The sequence below is a fragment of the Capnocytophaga sp. H4358 genome (genome assembly GCF_002302515.1).
Taxonomy (GTDB): domain Bacteria; phylum Bacteroidota; class Bacteroidia; order Flavobacteriales; family Flavobacteriaceae; genus Capnocytophaga; species Capnocytophaga canis.
The window spans coordinates 894,343-910,158 of record NZ_CP022380.1; the positions used below are offsets into that span (position 1 = coordinate 894,343).

Annotated in this window: 12 protein-coding genes; 9 read left to right on the top strand and 3 right to left on the bottom strand. The window is 37.0% G+C overall.

From position 1 onward, the window contains the following. Window positions 1-147: 147 nt before the first annotated feature. Window positions 148-2,784 carry an alanine--tRNA ligase gene (gene alaS, locus CGC49_RS03810; RefSeq protein ID WP_095911874.1) on the top strand — a complete coding sequence of 879 codons (2,637 nt, stop codon included), beginning with the start codon at window positions 148-150 and terminating at the stop codon, window positions 2,782-2,784. A 445-nt stretch (window positions 2,785-3,229) separates the two neighbouring features. On the opposite strand, the gene thrA is transcribed toward alaS, so the two are convergent. From thrA to CGC49_RS03825, 3 genes are all read right to left on the bottom strand, one after another. Further along, window positions 3,230-5,662, bottom strand: coding sequence for a bifunctional aspartate kinase/homoserine dehydrogenase I (gene thrA / locus CGC49_RS03815; protein ID WP_095911875.1), 2,433 nt, complete (start codon window positions 5,660-5,662; stop codon window positions 3,230-3,232). A 222-nt stretch (window positions 5,663-5,884) separates the two neighbouring features. After that, window positions 5,885-6,874, bottom strand: coding sequence for an alpha/beta fold hydrolase (locus CGC49_RS03820; RefSeq protein WP_095912680.1), 990 nt, complete (start codon window positions 6,872-6,874; stop codon window positions 5,885-5,887). Window positions 6,875-7,110: 236 nt separating this feature from the next. After that, on the bottom strand, window positions 7,111-8,388 hold the full coding sequence (locus CGC49_RS03825) for an O-acetylhomoserine aminocarboxypropyltransferase/cysteine synthase family protein (protein ID WP_095911876.1): 1,278 nt from the start codon (window positions 8,386-8,388) through the stop codon (window positions 7,111-7,113). 371 nt (window positions 8,389-8,759) lie between these two features. Here CGC49_RS03825 and rplU point away from each other — a divergent pair, with 371 nt between their 5' ends. From rplU to CGC49_RS03865, 8 genes are all read left to right on the top strand, one after another. Next, window positions 8,760-9,377, top strand: coding sequence for a 50S ribosomal protein L21 (gene rplU, locus CGC49_RS03830; RefSeq protein ID WP_042343678.1), 618 nt, complete (start codon window positions 8,760-8,762; stop codon window positions 9,375-9,377). A gap of 26 nt (window positions 9,378-9,403) precedes the next feature. Further along, entirely contained in the window at window positions 9,404-9,664 is a 261-nt protein-coding gene (gene rpmA, locus CGC49_RS03835; protein WP_042007564.1) for a 50S ribosomal protein L27, read from the top strand. Between the two features lie 113 nt (window positions 9,665-9,777). Beyond that, window positions 9,778-11,142: a DASS family sodium-coupled anion symporter gene (locus CGC49_RS03840; protein ID WP_095911877.1), complete on the top strand. Its 1,365-nt coding sequence runs from the start codon at window positions 9,778-9,780 to the stop codon at window positions 11,140-11,142. 170 nt (window positions 11,143-11,312) lie between these two features. Further along, window positions 11,313-11,801, top strand: coding sequence for a metallophosphoesterase (locus CGC49_RS03845; RefSeq protein WP_042007619.1), 489 nt, complete (start codon window positions 11,313-11,315; stop codon window positions 11,799-11,801). Window positions 11,802-12,067: 266 nt separating this feature from the next. Next, window positions 12,068-13,162 (top strand): biotin synthase BioB, encoded by a 1,095-nt coding sequence (gene bioB / locus CGC49_RS03850; RefSeq protein WP_042343673.1) that lies wholly within the window; start codon window positions 12,068-12,070, stop codon window positions 13,160-13,162. A gap of 202 nt (window positions 13,163-13,364) precedes the next feature. Next, window positions 13,365-13,688, top strand: coding sequence for an L-rhamnose mutarotase (locus CGC49_RS03855; protein WP_095893461.1), 324 nt, complete (start codon window positions 13,365-13,367; stop codon window positions 13,686-13,688). A 9-nt stretch (window positions 13,689-13,697) separates the two neighbouring features. Then, on the top strand, window positions 13,698-14,570 hold the full coding sequence (gene rfbA, locus CGC49_RS03860) for a glucose-1-phosphate thymidylyltransferase RfbA (RefSeq protein ID WP_095911878.1): 873 nt from the start codon (window positions 13,698-13,700) through the stop codon (window positions 14,568-14,570). An 89-nt stretch (window positions 14,571-14,659) separates the two neighbouring features. After that, on the top strand, window positions 14,660-15,811 hold the full coding sequence (locus CGC49_RS03865; protein ID WP_042343669.1) for an ATP-binding protein: 1,152 nt from the start codon (window positions 14,660-14,662) through the stop codon (window positions 15,809-15,811). The last annotated feature ends 5 nt before the right edge of the window (window positions 15,812-15,816 follow it).

Here is a 15,816-nt window from a genome sequence, read left to right on the forward strand (position 1 = left end):
ATACCTGATTAGCGTATAGCATATCTACTTTGGTTATGTTTTAAAATTTTCTATATTTGCACCTTAGGAATGTTTGAATGATAGTGATAACTGTAATTAGAGTGTATTCATTCACAAAAACCTCCTAACTTATTGATTATAAAGCATATGACTTCACAAGAAATTAGACAGAAATTTTTAGATTTTTTCCAAAGCAAAGGACATACGATTGTGCCTTCTGCCCCTATGGTTATCAAAAATGACCCAACTTTGTTGTTTACAAATGCGGGAATGAACCAATTCAAAGAATATTTTTTAGGCAATGGAAAACCAAATAGTAAACGTATTGCAGACACTCAAAAATGCTTACGTGTTTCGGGGAAACACAACGATTTAAAGGAAGTAGGTAAAGATACCTATCACCACACCATGTTTGAGATGCTCGGCAACTGGTCTTTCGGTGATTACTTCAAAAAAGAAGCTATCGAATGGGCATGGGAGCTTCTTACCCAAGTGTATAAAATCCCTAAAGACCGACTCTATGTAACCGTTTTCGAAGGAAGTCAGCAGGATAATGTACCTTTTGACCAAGAGGCTTACGACATTTGGAAAAATCTGATCGAAACCGATAGAATACTTTTAGGAAACAAAAAAGATAACTTTTGGGAAATGGGTGACCAAGGGCCTTGTGGGCCTTGTACCGAAATACATGTTGACATACGCTCCGATGATGAACGACAAAAAATCGATGGTAAGAAATTAGTAAACAACGACCATCCACAAGTTATTGAAATATGGAACAACGTGTTTATGGAATTTAACCGTAAGGCTGACGGCTCTCTTGAAAAACTTCCTGCACAACACGTAGATACGGGTATGGGATTCGAGCGACTTTGTATGGTATTGCAAGGAGTACAGTCGAACTACGACACTGATGTTTTCACTCCGCTTATTAATCGGATTGAAGAAATCACTCAAAGTAAATATGTGGTAGGAAATAATGTATCCGATGAACAAGAGCAGATTAACATAGCCATTCGTGTAATTGCTGACCACATTCGTGCCGTGGCTTTCGCCATCGCTGATGGACAATTACCTTCTAACAACGGAGCTGGTTACGTTATCCGCCGTATCTTGCGAAGAGCTATACGCTACGGATTCACATTCCTAAATCAAAAAGAACCTTTTATCCATCAGCTTGTTACGACTCTTTCTCAACAGATGGGAAAAACCTTCCCTGAGATAGAAAAAAATGCAATTTTGGCGGAAAACGTCATCCGTGAAGAGGAGGCTTCTTTTCTTAGAACCCTCGAACAAGGTTTGTTGATGCTTGATGCCATGATGAATAATTCCATGGACAAGGAACTTTCGGGTGCTAAAGCATTTGAACTTTATGACACTTACGGCTTCCCTATTGACCTTACTGCATTGATATTAAGCGAGAAAGGATTCACACTAAACGAAAAAGATTTTGAGGAAAATCTCCGTAAGCAAAAGGAACGTTCACGGGCTGCCGCACAGGTTAAAGCAGGTGATTGGGTGGTACTTCGTGATGACGATGAAGAAGAATTTATCGGTTATGATACTCTCGAGGCCTTCGTACGCTTAGTAAAATATCGAAAGGTAGAAAGTTCTAAAGAAGGAACATACTACCAGTTAGTATTCAATACCACACCATTCTATCCTGAAGGAGGTGGACAAATAGGCGACAAAGGTACGCTACAATCCGCAAACGGAGAAGTTACCTATATAACTGATACAAAGAAGGAAAACAACTTGATTATACACATATCCGAAACGCTTCCCGAAAACGTAACTGACCCATTCAAAGCAGAAGTTCATCCCTTAGGGCGTTCGCTCACGGCTGCCAATCACTCAGCAACTCACTTACTGCATCAAGCATTACGTGAGGTGTTAGGTACGCATACGGAACAGAAAGGTTCACGTGTGGATATGCACTCATTGCGTTTTGACTTTTCGCATTTTCAGAAAGTCACTGACGAGGAATTAGAACGCATCGAACTCCGCGTAAATGAACTCATCGGACAGAAAATCAATTTGCAAGAACACCGAAATTTACCTATCCAACAAGCAATGGACATGGGTGCGATGGCTTTGTTTGGTGAAAAATATGGTGATAACGTACGCGTAATTCAGTTTGGTGATAGCAAGGAACTCTGCGGAGGTACGCATAGCAAAAACACTGCGGATATATGGTATTTCAAGATCGTTTCAGAGGGAGCCGTAGCCTCGGGCATACGTCGTATTGAGGCAATTACCAAGCATGGAGCGTTACAGTATTTTAAAGACCAAGAGAAATTGGTCAAAGAAATAAGGCATGGGCTTAAAAACGCTCAAGACCCTTTGAAAGCCATATCACATTTGCAGAATGAAAATCTGCGTTTGACCAAAGAAATTGAAGAGTTAAAACGTCAACAAGCGAAAAATCTCAAATCAGAACTTAAATCCGAGTTTAAACCTGTAAATGGAATCAACTCTTTAATAAAACGATTGGATTTAGACCTTGCTTCGCTGAAAGATTTGGCATTTCAGTTAGGAAATGAAGTCGAAAAAGCATTTATCCTTTTCGGAGCTACACAGGAAGAAAGTAAGGCCTTATTGCTTTGCTATATTTCGAAAGATTTGGTAGCCGATAAAGGTTTAGACGCTGGTAAAATTGTTCGCGAACTGGGTAAACATATACAAGGAGGCGGAGGTGGACAGCCTTTCTTCGCGACGGCAGGTGGTAAAAATCCAGCAGGACTCGACCAAGCTCTTGAAAAAGCCATTGAGTTTGTAAAATAATTTATATTTTACTAAATGTAATAAAAATAACATTTAAGAACATCGTAACTTGTTGTTATTAAAGTTATAAGCGTTGTGATGAAACTACCTTCATTACAACGCTTTTTTCATGTCTAAATATTATTTCTACTTAAGATTTACCGAGGTAGAAGCGATAAACATCTAAAAAGGAAGCTAATTTTTGTACATCATACGATCTTATCCAGTCAGTTTCTCTATGAAACATCCAAATGTCTACGAAATATACTACTATTTGGGGAAGTTTCAATATCGTGATAAATTTCTAAACTTCACATATTGCATCACTTCCTTTTCATGACAACATCATAGTTTCAGTACGACCAACATTGTGCAAATCTTGTTTTTCAATCACGGTTTTTACTATCAGTAACTAACTAAAAATTCAGCATGTAATCGGAATTTCACACTGAACCTTTTTATTTTTCTAAAAATTATTTCGTTCTGCTAATCTTAGAATATCGCCAAAAACTCCTCGGGCAGTAACTGCAGCTCCAGCCCCTGCTCCTTGGATTACGATAGGGTTATTCCCATAGGACTCCGTGTATATTTCAAAGATAGAATCTGCTCCTTTTACCTGTCCCAATGCACTGTTTTTCGGCACAGATACCAAAGAAACTTCTAACTTAGCGGTTGCTGTATCTGATAAATCACCATGCAAATCTCCTACATAACGCAACACATGGTCATCCGCTTGTCCGTCTTTAATATCTTGGTAATGAGCATTGAACTCCTCCAAACGTTCAAGGAAATTGGATACAGACCCTTCACGTAAATGCTCAGGGATAAGATTTTGGATTTTAACATCCGTAAATTCGTTACCTAAATCCAATTCACGAGCCAGAATCAACAGTTTACGTCCAACATCATTTCCACAAAGATCCTCCCGTGGGTCGGGTTCGGTATAGCCACTATCGATAGCGAATTGCAATACCTCATTAAAAGGCTTGTTTTCCTCTGAAAATGTATTAAATAAGTAACTGAGAGTTCCAGAGAAAATCCCTTTAATACGCGTGATATTTTCTCCTGAATGGTGCAACAATCGAATAGTATCAATCAATGGTAATCCTGCTCCCACGTTGGTTTCGTAAAGATAGCTTTTCTGATATTTTGCCAAGTTCTCCCGCAGTTCTTGGTAGAAATCAAAGGAAATGGTATTCGCAATTTTATTAGCTGAAACCAAGTCAAATCCACTCTTAATGAGCTGAATATAATTTTCTACAAAAGCTTTACTTGCCGTTACATCCACTGCGATAAGGTTCTCCAAATGATTTTTTTCAATGAATTGTTGCAGGATTGAGAAATCATAATTTACAGCTTCTTGCTCAAATTGTTCTTTCCAATTTGTTGAAATTCCAGAAGCGTCAGTTAAAATGCGTGAAGAGTTGGCAATTGCAACAATTCGTAGACTTATATTCTTACGTTTCAGTATATTATCATGAGCATCTATCACCTGATCGATAAGCGTTGCTCCAACCGTTCCCTTTCCGAAAACTACTAGATTAATACGACGCGACACCCCGAAAATCTCTCCGTGGATAACGTTTAATGCCTTGTGTAATTTATTAGTTTTTAGCACCAAACTCACATTTTTACCTGTAATAGCATTATTGATAAGCAGTGGAACTATCTGATTGCGAATCAGTGCATTATATGGATAGTGAAACGTAGCCAAATTCTGTCCTACGATGGAAATTACCGCTACGTTATCAATTACGGAAACGCTACTTACATCATTCGTGTAAAAATCTTGTGAAAATTCTTCTTCCAAAGCCAATTTTGCGGCATTTGCATCATTTGAATGTACCACAAAACCAATACCTCGCTCCGAAGACCCTTGTGAAATAATACTTACACTGATGTTTTTGTTTGCCAATGCTCGAAAAATACGTGCATCAACCCCTACTTTTCCTAATAGTCCACGGCCTTCTAAAACAATTAAAGCATTATTTTCAATCACAGAAATTGACTTAATACCATCTTCTGAACTCTCGTTGTGAATCAGCGTTCCTGAATCCTCATTCTTAAATGTATTTTTAATACGTAATGGTATATTTCTCTCTATCAGTGGAATAATAGTTTTAGCATGTAGAATTGACGCCCCAAAATTCGCTAATTCATTTGCCTCTTCATACGACAGATGACGAATGATTTTAGCTTCGGGAACTAACTCTGGATTGGCTGTAAAAATACCATCCACATGAGTGTAGTTTTGCATTTCAGTTGCATTTAGGAAATTAGCTAATAGAGCTGCGGAATAGTTACTCCCATTTCTGCCTAATGTTGTGGTTTCTCCCTTTTGGGTGGAAGCAATAAATCCAGTAACCACGGGAACTTCATCCTTGGAAAATCTTAAGAAAAGGTCTTGAGTTTTCTTTTTAGATACATCACTGATAATATGAGCATTACCAAACTCACTATCCGTAACAAAAATATTTCGACTATCCACAAACGAACTTTTGACACCTTGCTCACGCAACAATTCAGCGATCAATTTAGCAGCAATTAATTCCCCTTGAGCAATAACTAAATCTTTGATTTTCAAACTATAATCTCCGAGTAAAGAAACTCCTTCCAATAGTTTTTCCAACAACTCAAAGTTTCTGGCTATTTCTTGCTGATAGCTCTGGTTGAAATTATATAGTTGATATGACTTAAATGACTTTAACTCAGATTGATAATCTACCCCGTTACGAGCTTTCTCCAATAATGTGATTAGTTCATCGGTGGCGTTTCCTCGTGCTGAAACTACAACCGCTACTTGTTCTTTATTTTGTACTTTCTGACGGATAATGTTAAGTACAGTGTCCAATCCATTTCCGTTAGCTAAGGATTTTCCTCCAAATTTTAATATTTTCATAATTGTATATTTATTCTATTGATATTTCGGTCGTGTTGTACAAAGTATGATGGAAGTTCTGATTGTCAGGCTGAGCGTAGTCGAAGCCCTGTAATTACGAGGCTTCGACTACGCTCAGCCTGACAGAAATCCCCACTTTATTAAAGGTATCATACTTTTTACAACACTTTCGATATTTCATAAATTTAGGTTCATTTGTGAACATCTGTGATTGCGTTTCTATCAAAAAATCTCTTTTAAGAACACATCAAGTTGCTGATATTCAATAAGAAAAGCATCGTGTCCATGAATAGATTTTATTTCTTGATAAGTGCTTGATTTCCCCATTTTTTGCAATATTTGATACGTTTCTCGGTTTTCTTCAGGAACAAAATATAAATCAGAGTCCGTTCCTATGATATGTATTTGTGTTTCAACCGATTGCATCACTTGTTCAAAACTTCCTCTGTCTTTGGTAACATCAATTGTTTTAACTAATTGATTCATAAGCTTATAGGCTGAAAGAGAAAAACGTTTTTCTAATTTTTCGCCATGGTGCAAAAGCCATGTTTCTACGTTGTGAAGGGGCTGTTTTTCGGGATGTAACGTACGGTTAAACTTAATTTTAAACGATTGTGGCGAACGATAGCAGAGCATTGCATGTAACCGAGCATCGTGCATTGGTTGAGATGAAGTTTCTAAGATTCGTTCTTGAATTAAGCTATTAGCAATAATCCAATCCGATGATTTCCAATCGGTTGCAACAGCAATAAAATGTGTGAAGAGCTTCGGTGCTGAGGCAATCATTTCCCAAGCAATGCCTCCTCCTACCGAATTTCCTACCAATGCAAAAGCCTTTGAAATATTCAATATTTCTAAACCTTGTAGAAAGATACGAGCCACATCTCGAGCTACCCATTTGTAGGGATTTTGAATCAACATGGAAGCTCCATAACCATTACCTGGAACATCAAAGCACAGAATGCTATATCGTTGAGCATCAATAGGCTTTCCGTACCCTATAGCTTCGTTCCACCAACCATTTTCCCCCATCACTTGTGAATTACCCGTCAGAGCGTGATTGACCACAACAAGCGGTGCAGTGCCAAGTTCTTGCCCAAAAACCTGATACTGCAACCGTATTTCTTTATAATGTTCACCCGAAAGAGTTGAAAAATCTAAAATGTCAATATACCGATAGCCTGAACAGGCTTTTTCAAAATTTGTATCCATCTGTGAATGTTCGTTTTTCTTAGACAATCAGGTTAATCGCAAAATTACAAAATAAATTATTTTGTAGCTGAGTGTAGTATGAACATTCCATATCTCACACCTGCCGATACTCTATATAAACTAGTAACCAATTTTAGGTATGAAAGCTGTACTGAAAAGGATCAGTTCTATTTCTGTAGAATTAGAGAGTATATGTAATTAATCCCTAAAACAAGCCTTTTCAGTACATTGTAAAATTATTGAGCGCTGGAAAACGCCTGTTTCAAATCATTTTTCAAATCTTCGATATCTTCCAAACCAATAGACAAACGAATAAGGTCGGTAGTAACGCCCGTTGTTTTCTGTTGTGCTTCCGTAAGCTGTTGGTGCGTGGTACTCGCAGGGTGGATAAGTAATGATTTGGTGTCTCCGATATTTGCTAAAAGTGAGAAAATCTTTACGTTATCAACAGTTTTCTTAGCTGCATCATAACCTCCTTTCAATCCGAAAGTAACAACACCACTTTGCCCTTTTGGTAGATATTTATTTGACAGTTCTTTATATGGACTGTCCTCTAATCCAGGGTAGTTTACCCATGCCACCTCGGGTTGAGTCTGTAGCCATTTGGCTAATTCCAATGCGTTTTCACTGTGTTTTTTGATACGAACTTCCAAGGTTTCCAAACTTTGTAAAATTTGAAACGCATTGAATGGACTCAGTGCAGCTCCCAAATCACGCAATCCTTCGATTCGGATTTTAGCAATAAATGCCGCATTTCCAAGCACTTCGTGAAGTACTAACCCATGGTATCCAGCTGAAGGCTGTGTGAATTCGGGGAACTTCCCACTACTCCAGTCAAAGTTTCCTGCATCGATAATAGCTCCTCCTAAAGAAGTTCCGTTCCCTCCGATGTACTTTGTAAGAGAATGAATTACAATATCCGCCCCATACTCTATTGGACGTAGCAAAGCTGGTGAAGCAACTGTATTATCTACAATCAAAGGAAGGTTATGAGCGTGAGCTATCTTAGCTATTGCTTCAATGTCTAACACATCTAGTTTAGGGTTTCCTAACGATTCGATAAAAATTGCACGAGTATTTTCTTTTACTGCTACATCGAAATTTTTAGGGTCTTTCGGATCAACAAACGTTGTAGTAATTCCCAAACGTGGAAGCGTAACATTCAGCATATTATACGTTCCTCCATAGAGGCTATTCGACGCTACAATATGCTCCCCTGCTCTTAACAATGTCAAAAGAGCAGTTGAAATAGCAGCTGTTCCTGAAGAAGTAACTACCGCTCCGATACCACCTTCTAAGGCCGCCAATCGTTGCTCAAGAATATCGTTGGTAGGGTTATTCAATCGGGTATAGATATAGCCCGGTTGCGTAAGGTTGAATCGTCCAGCAGCATTGTCTGAATTTTCAAAAACATACGAAGTTGTCTGATAAATCGGAATGGCACGAGTTCCGTTATGTTCTTTTACGTTGTGTCCTGCGTGAAGTGCCTTTGTTGCTTGTTTTAAATTACTCATAGTTATTGATTTAGTATTATTTTCTGTTTCGTTATTATTTTTTGTTTGTTTTAGAATGCTTTTCTAATTCATCCGCAATAAAAAGAAAATATTTCCTATTTTAATCTTTTTGATATTTAATTTTTAATGCTTTTCAGGTGCAAATGTAGTAATATTTTTTACACAAACAAATTTTTAAGGTACTTTTTTAAAAACAATCTGTAATATTCCGCAAATACTTTTTTTGACTTACGCATCCAAAAACTTTCTTACTAGTAAAAAAGTGGTATATGAAAGAAAGAAGCAGACCTAAAAATAAATTCCAAAACATTTGGTTGATTGGAATAAAAGTAGTAATTTTGCACCCAATTTTAATTAAAACGTATTAAGCTATGTATGCAATTGTAGAGATAGCAGGGCAACAATTTAAAGTAAGCAAAGACCAAAAAGTGTTTGTACACCGTTTGCAAAATGAAGAGGGTCAGAAAGTTACGTTCAATAACGTTCTTCTCTTGGACAATGCAGGTGCAATCACTGTAGGCGCCCCAGCTATAAGCGGAGCTTCTGTAGAAGCAAAAGTATTAAAACATTTAAAAGGAGACAAAGTCGTTGTTTTCAAAAAGAAAAGACGTAAAGGTTTCAAAGTTAAAAACGGTCACAGACAATATTTGACAGAGATTGTTATCGAAAATATCGTAGCGTCTGGAACGGTAAAAGCTGAAAAAACTGAAAAGAAAGAAGCAAAATCTGCAAAGGCTGATGATTTGAAAAAAATTGAAGGTATTGGACCAAAAGCATCTGAGGCTCTCGTAGCAGCTGGTGTGGATACTTTCGCAAAATTGGCTAAAAAATCAGTAGACGAAATCAAAGCCATATTAACAGAAGCAAGTTCAACTTTATCACACTTAGATCCTCAAACATGGGCAGCACAAGCACAATTGGCAGCTGACGGAAAATGGGATGAGTTGAAAAAATGGCAGGACGAACTGAATGGTGGCGTTCAAAAATAATTTTTAACACTTAAAAAAAGAAGAAAATGGCTCACAAGAAAGGTGTCGGTAGTTCGAAAAACGGTAGAGAATCTCACTCGAAACGTTTAGGAGTGAAGATTTATGGTGGTCAAGTTGCCATCGCAGGGAATATTATTGTTAGACAAAGAGGAACTCAACACAATCCAGGGCAAAACGTATACATCGGTAAAGACCATACGTTACACGCTCAAGTGGATGGAATCGTTAAGTTCGAGAAAAAAAGAGACAATAAATCGTATGTTTCAATAGTTCCATTTGAAGCATAGTCGAAGGATATTAGTAAAGGAATAAAAAGAGATTATCTAAATTTTAGATAGTCTCTTTTTTTATTTTCTAAATTTTATCTTAACTTTGTGGTGTATTCGTAAAAAAATCGACCATGCAAAAAACTCTTCGAAAGGCATTTATCATAGGTTTGTCAATTCTCATAGCTTTACTTTTGAATTATTTACTTCCCTATGAAGATAAAGTCAATAAAGGATTAGCTCTGTTGGTATTCGTAGCTATTTTATGGCTTACCGAAATTGTTCACATTACTGTTACGGCGTTGTTGATTCCTATTTTGGCGATACTTTTGGGTCTTGAACAGACTAAACCAGCCTTACAGGCTTTTGCCAATCCTACGATTTTCCTTTTTTTTGGAGGATTTGTTATCGCTACCGCTTTGAGTGTTCAAAAGTTGGATCGATATATTGCCAATCGCGTAATTTCATTGGCTCGGGGTAATTTTGTTGTCGCTATTCTATTACTTTTTTCCGTAACATCCTTATTGTCAATGGGTATAAGTAATACAGCTACTGCCGCTATGATTATTCCATTAGCCATTGGGATGCTAAAAAATGTGGACTATCAAACGAACAGAAACACATATGTTTTTGTCATTTTGGGAGTAGCTTACAGTGCGAGTGTTGGAGGAATGGGATCGCTTGTGGGGTCTCCTCCGAATGCCATCGTAGCTTCGCAGTTGCATTTGACTTTCTCCGATTGGCTTAAATACGGAATACCTGTAATGATGGGGTTGATGCCACTGATGTTACTGGCTATGTATATCGTACTTAAACCAAATTTTAAAATTAAAGTGACTACAGAAAACTTGGTCGACAAATTAACCCGAAAACAATATATTACAATCATTATTTTTATAGTCACAGCACTTAGTTGGATTTTTGGAGATTTTTTAAATAGTACAATATCTTCCATTTTAGGAATTGCAAAAATTGCAGAGTTTGACGCTCTTGTTGCTATGATTGCAGCCGTATTGGTTTGTTTTTCAGGTGTTGCAAGCTGGAAAGAGGTTCAAGATAATACGGATTGGGGTGTACTATTGCTTTTTGGAGGAGGATTAACTTTAAGTGCCGTATTGACCAGTTCAGGAGCGAGTAAAGCTTTGGTCGATGGAGTTGTTTTTTTGGTAGAAGGAAAACATTTCTATCTGATAGGCTTATTGGTAGCGGTGTTTATTATTTTTCTTACAGAATTCACATCAAACACAGCAAGTGCCGCTTTGCTTGTTCCAATTTTTATTTCCATAGCTCAAGAATTGGAAATGAATCCTTTAGGGCTTTCTCTCATCATTGGATTGGGGGCTTCGTGTGCCTTTATGTTACCTGTGGCAACTCCCCCAAATGCCATTGCTTATGGAACTGGGATGGTAAATCAAAATGATATGATCAAAATAGGATTCGTACTTAACATATTGAGTGTCATATTTATATCTACGATGGCGTATTGGTTTTGGTTTTAAGATAATGCTGTTACCTTTATTCTGATTTAAACTTATACATAAGAAAACTTTTCGACGTATTTAGCTCATATCTATTGTTTAAAATTCTACTTTTGGTAGCATAGCCACCATAATTGACAATCTCAATTTGTATTGTTGAGTTCTATTTGTTTTTAGATATAAATGATGTTATGAAAATTTTATTACTTTCCGATACGCACTCTTACATGGATGATAAAATCTTATCACACGCCTCACAAGTGGATGAGGTTTGGCATTGTGGTGATTTCGGTTCGATGGAAGTTGCTAAAGCACTTGCTCAACAGAAACCTCTGCGAGGGGTTTACGGTAATATTGATGGTGCCGATATTCGTAGCCAATTTCCGGAAGTGAACCGTTTTTTCTGTGAAGGGATAGAAGTTTTAATGATTCATATTGGAGGTTATCCTGACAAATACACCTCTTTAGCTAGAAAAGAGATTATGAAGAATCCTCCTAAAATTTTTATATCAGGACATTCGCATATTTTAAAAGTGATGTATGACAAGAAATTCCAGCTATTACATTTAAATCCAGGAGCAGTAGGTAAACACGGTTGGCAAACCGTTCGTACTATGATTCGGTTTGAGATTGAGAAAGAAGAAATAAAGAATGTTCAGGTTATAGAATTTCCGAGATGATTGAATTTTGGAGGTGCGTATTCTTCGTATAAAATATTTTTTGTGAGACTTTTGAGCGTATGTTTTTTAAGGTTATAGAGTTTAAGAGTTAAAAAGAATAAATATTTTTACTATTTGTAGGTTGTTTATCGTTTTGAAACTCTTAAAAATAACTTAATAAATCCAATAGTGTAGGGCTAGAAATTTTCGTGTGTTTGAACTATATTCATTCAGTTATCTAAAATAAATTATTATCTTTGCCTTTCGGAACATAAATAATTAGGTATATGAGCGAAACTCGACATAATTGGACAAAAGAAGAAATCATAGCGATTTACAACAAACCTTTAATGGATTTGCTTTATGAAGCAGCTACCGTTCATCGTAAATACCACGACCCTAATACTGTGCAGGTATCTACTTTATTATCAATAAAAACGGGTGGATGTTCCGAGGATTGTGGTTACTGTCCGCAAGCTGCTCGTTATCATACTCATGTGGAAACGGAAGAACAATTGATGAGCGTTTCACACGTAAAGGCACAGGCGCTACGAGCAAAATCATCAGGAGCCTCTCGTGTTTGTATGGGGGCAGCATGGAGAAATGTAAAGGATGGTCCAGAGTTCGACCAAGTGTTGGAAATGGTGCGTACGATTAATAAGATGAACATGGAGGTATGCTGTACTTTGGGAATGATTACTGAAAACCAAGCAAAACGTTTGGCAGAAGCAGGGCTATATGCCTACAACCACAATTTGGATACTTCTAAGGAATATTACGAAGAAATTATCTCTACACGAAGTTATGACGACCGGTTACAAACCATTGAGAACGTGCGTAAAACAAATATCACTGTTTGTAGTGGAGGTATTATCGGAATGGGAGAGTCTTTGGAAGATCGTGCGGGGATGTTGGTAGCCTTATCAACCTTAAACCCTCAACCAGAATCGGTGCCAATCAACGCCTTAGTTCCTGTGGAAGGAACTCCTTTGGAGGATCAAGAATTGGTTGAAATTTGGGATATGGTGCGAATGATAGCCACAACACGTATCGTAATGCCTACAACTCAGGTGCGTCTTTCTGCAGGAAGAACCCAAATGAGTCGTGAAGGTCAAGCGATGTGTTTCTTTGCAGGAGCAAACTCTATCTTTGCGGGAGATAAATTGCTCACTACTCCAAACCCTAATATCAATGAAGATATGCAAATGTTTGAAATATTAGGAATTAGACCCCAAGAACCTTTTGAAAAACATAAACAACCCGTTACGGTTGAAGCTAAAGATTCTCAGTATGTTGACTTGGGTGAGAATCCAAAATGGACTCGTCCGACTCACAAAATTGAACGCAACGAACAAAAACGAAAAACTCGAATGACGGAGTAAGTTTAAAAATACCATCTTACAAATAATCAAGAGTTTAGTAGTATGTTCTATTTATAAAAAATGTAATTGTAATTTTAAGAAAATACATACTACCCTTATTTCATGTAAATTAAGATGAATATCTTTACAAAAGATTGAAATCACATTTCTATTTTTTTACCAAAGGAATTGCTAAAAATATAAAATAGTAAAAATTAAAATTATGAAACGCTTCGGACAAGTAATCAAGGTAAAACCTGAAAAATTAGCTTATTATCGAGAATTACATGCCAATCCGTGGCAATCTGTTTTGGATAAAATTCACGAATGTAATATCCGAAATTACTCCATTTTTTTATTGAATGATGAGCTTCTTTTTGCATATTTTGAATATATTGGAGATAATTTTCGAGAAGATATGCAAAAAATGGCTGCCGATCCCGAAACACAACGTTGGTGGGCGGAAACCGATCCTTGTCAACAACCCTTAGAACTTAAGGAAGGCGAATGGTGGCACACAATGGAACAGGTTTTTCACACGGAATAGAATAGTATTATGAAAGGAATTATTCTTGCAGGAGGCTCAGGAACAAGGCTTTACCCGATCACAAAAGGTATTTCAAAGCAGTTACTACCTATATATGACAAACCGATGATTTACTATCCACTTTCGGTGCTAATGTTGGCGGGTATTCGTGAAGTTTTGGTGATTTCTACTCCGCAAGACTTGCCTGGTTTTCAGCGACTTTTAGGTGATGGCAACGACTACGGAATTTCAATTAGTTACGCTGAGCAACCCTCACCTGACGGACTAGCACAAGCTTTCATCATCGGAGAGCAATTCATTGGAAATGATGATGTTTGCCTCGTATTGGGCGATAATATTTTCTACGGACAAAGTTTCACCAAAATGCTTCTGCAATCCGTTGAAACCGCTGAAAAAGAGCGTAAAGCAACTGTTTTCGGTTATTACGTCAAAGACCCTGAACGCTACGGAGTTGCCGAATTTGATGCAGAAGGAAACGTGCTTTCCATCGAAGAGAAACCCGAAAAACCAAAATCGCATTATGCCGTAGTGGGACTGTATTTCTATCCGAATAAAGTTGTAAATGTAGCCAAAAACATAAAACCTTCGGCAAGAGGAGAATTGGAAATCACCACAGTAAACCAACAGTTTTTGAAAGATAACGAGCTGAAAGTACAGCTATTAGGGCGAGGTTTTGCGTGGCTTGACACAGGTACACACGATTCACTTTCAGAGGCTTCCAACTTCGTGGAAACTATTGAGAAAAGACAAGGGCTTAAAATATCTTGTTTGGAAGAAATTGCCTACCGAAGAGGTTGGATTTCTGCCGAAAAAATCCGAGAATTAGCCCAACCAATGCTCAAAAATCAATACGGGCAATATCTCATTGATTTATTGAAATAATTTTTCTTCATCTTTTAGCAACTTACCTTTTGGTAACTTACCTTTTGGTAAGACGTAAAATTCTTATTACCTTTGCAAAAATATCGGTTATGCACGAGGAATTTACAAATGTGCCATTTACGTTTGGAACAATTATTCTGAAAACAGATTTTGTCAATCGACAAAAGGAAATAAAATTATTAAGACAATGTTTTTTGTCAGGGACGAATGTAATTCTGATTTCTCCTCGTAGATGGGGGAAATCTTCCTTGGTGGAAAAGGTTGCTGAATCATTTAAAAATGATAAAACATTAAAAATATGCAAGTTAGATCTTTTTAATGTGCGTACCGAAGAGGAGTTTTATATTTCTTTCACCAACGCAGTTTTAAAAGCTACTTCTTCGCGGTGGGATGATTTTGTAACAAATGCAAAGCAATTTCTTTCACAATTATTACCACAAGTTTCATTAGCTTCAAATGATGAAACTACATTGCAATTTGGCATATCGTGGAAAGAATTACAGAAAAATCCGGATGATATTTTGAACTTAGCAGAGAATATCGCACAAAAGAAAGGTATCAAAATTGTGGTTTGTTTTGATGAATTTCAGAATATAGCCTCTTTTTCAGATAGTCTGTCATTTCAAAAGAAATTAAGAGCTCATTTTCAGCGACATCAGAACGTTTCATACTGCTTTTATGGTAGTAAACGACATATGCTGATAGAAGTTTTTACAGATACATCAATGCCTTTTTATAAGTTTGGTGATATTATTTTTCTTGAAAAAATTAACACTAAAGAATGGGTAAACTTCATTAAGCAACGTTTTGAAGAAACCAACAAGCAAATAACAGATAGCCAAGCTAAAAAAATCGTAGAACTTGTTGATAATCATTCATATTACGTACAGCAATTAGCTCAACAAGTATGGCTTAGAACAACACAAAAAAGCAATAAAAAGCTTATAGAAAATACCCATCAAAGCCTGATACAACAACTTAGCTTACTCTTCATAACACTGACGGAAACCTTAACTAATACTCAATTAGGGTTTTTAAAGGCATTACTTAACGGAGAGCAGAATTTGAGTTCCAAAGAAGTGATGGATACTTATAAATTAGGTTCCTCAGCCAATGTGGTTAAGCTAAAAAGAGCTTTAGTAGATAAGGATATTCTAGATGATATGGCGGGGATTCTAACCTTTCAAGACCCGCTATATCGAGAATGGCTAAAAAAATATTATTTTAAGTTAAATTACTGATTATA